The sequence below is a fragment of the Streptomyces omiyaensis genome (assembly GCF_014650895.1).
Classification (GTDB): Bacteria; Actinomycetota; Actinomycetes; order Streptomycetales; family Streptomycetaceae; genus Streptomyces; species Streptomyces omiyaensis.
In genome coordinates this window covers 1-1,410 of the sequence record NZ_BMVV01000080.1, presented here as the reverse complement: position 1 = coordinate 1,410, position 1,410 = coordinate 1, and the positions used below count along the sequence as shown (strand labels likewise).

The window sequence follows — 1,410 nt, the reverse complement described above, 5'->3', positions numbered from 1 at the left end:
GGTCAAGGCCCGCGGACACTTCCCCAACGAGCAGGCCGCGTTGAAGTGCGTCTGCATGGCGATCATGTCGCTCGACCCGACCGGCAGGGGACAGACCCGCTGGACCCTGCGCTGGAAGACCGCCCTGAACGCCTTCGACATCACCTTCGGCGGCCGACTCACCGCAGCCCGACAGTAACCCCGAACACCACGGTTACACCGTTCGATTGACAGACCCCGTCCTGGACGAGGACCCCATGAGTTTCTGATCAATATGGCCCACGGCCACCGGCTGATCCTCGTTCGTCGACACAACTCACGATGATCAACGGGGTCGTCCTCATCGGAGACCGACCTCACTCGGCACGATCAAGGCGGGCGTCAGATCGGCTGTCCGCTGTCAGAGGGTGGCAGCACGCAATGCGATCAGGGCGACGGAGGCCATGGTGAGGACTACCGCCGGAGACGCGCCCTTGCGGTCGCCGACGCGCAGGTGGAAGGCGACCGCTCCAGCGAAATAGAGCGCCAGGCCGATCGCGGCGGCTATTCCGACGGGTCCCCACCAGAGTCCGGCGATCACACCGGCCGCGCCCGCTATCTGAGCGCCGATCAGGAAAGCCATCATGCCCTGCGGCACTCCGAGGGTGGACATCTGCTCGGTGATGTGCCGCGTCCGCAGAGACTTGGCTCCGGCCGATACCAGGAGAAGCGCCGACATGAACACGGTGACGACGGCAAGGGAGACGAACATGCCTGAAAACCTCAATCGTGCGAGATGCGAGTAAGGGGGCGTGCGCACCTTGACGACGATAGGCGGCTATCAGGTACCTCTAGGTAACCTTCGGAGCATGAGCCTGCGACCCGGAATTGCCTTCCTCGCCGACTGTCCCGCTCTCCTGGCAATGGAGATCATCGCCAGCAAGTGGTCCATGGTCACGCTCTTCGCGCTGACCGACGGCCCGTTGCGCCACGGCGAGCTGGTCGAGCTGAGCGGTGGCATTTCGCGCAAGGTACTGACCCAGACGCTGCGCCGGCTCCAGGCCAACGGGCTCGTCGAGCGGCAGGCGTACGCCGAGGCGCCGCCGCGCGTGGAGTACAGCCTGACCGATCTCGGGCGAACCCTGGAGGAGCCCATCAGGATGCTCACCGCATGGGCGCGGGAGAACGGCGAGGCGGTCGTCACCTTCCGGGAAGCAGCCCAGGCAGCCAGGGCCGGGTCTGTCAATCGAACGGTGTAACCGTGGTGTTCGGGGTTACTGACGGGCTGCGGTGAGTCGGCCGCCGAAGGTGATGTCGAAGGCGTTCAGGGCGGTCTTCCAGCGCAGGCTCCAGCGGGTCTGTCCCCTGCCGGTCGGGTCGAGCGACATGATCGCCATGCAGACGCACTTCAACGCGGCCTGCTCGTTGGGGAAGTGTCCGCGGGCCTTGACC

General features: G+C 65.6%; 2 protein-coding genes and 2 pseudogenes. 2 read left to right on the top strand and 2 right to left on the bottom strand.

Features of this window, described 5'->3' with window-relative positions; all coding sequences use genetic code 11:
- Positions 1-178, top strand: a pseudogene (locus IE287_RS38075) (IS256 family transposase); the annotation flags it as partial.
- A gap of 201 nt (positions 179-379) precedes the next feature.
- Here IE287_RS38075 and IE287_RS38070 read toward each other — a convergent pair.
- Complete coding sequence (locus IE287_RS38070; RefSeq protein ID WP_053629749.1) at positions 380-730, bottom strand: DoxX family protein; 351 nt, start codon at positions 728-730, stop codon at positions 380-382.
- A gap of 97 nt (positions 731-827) precedes the next feature.
- Between IE287_RS38070 and IE287_RS38065 the strand changes: the two genes are divergently transcribed.
- Complete coding sequence (locus IE287_RS38065; protein WP_189854006.1) at positions 828-1,217, top strand: winged helix-turn-helix transcriptional regulator; 390 nt, start codon at positions 828-830, stop codon at positions 1,215-1,217.
- 15 nt (positions 1,218-1,232) lie between these two features.
- Here the strand turns inward: IE287_RS38065 and IE287_RS38060 are convergent.
- Positions 1,233-1,410, bottom strand: a pseudogene (locus IE287_RS38060) (IS256 family transposase); the annotation flags it as partial.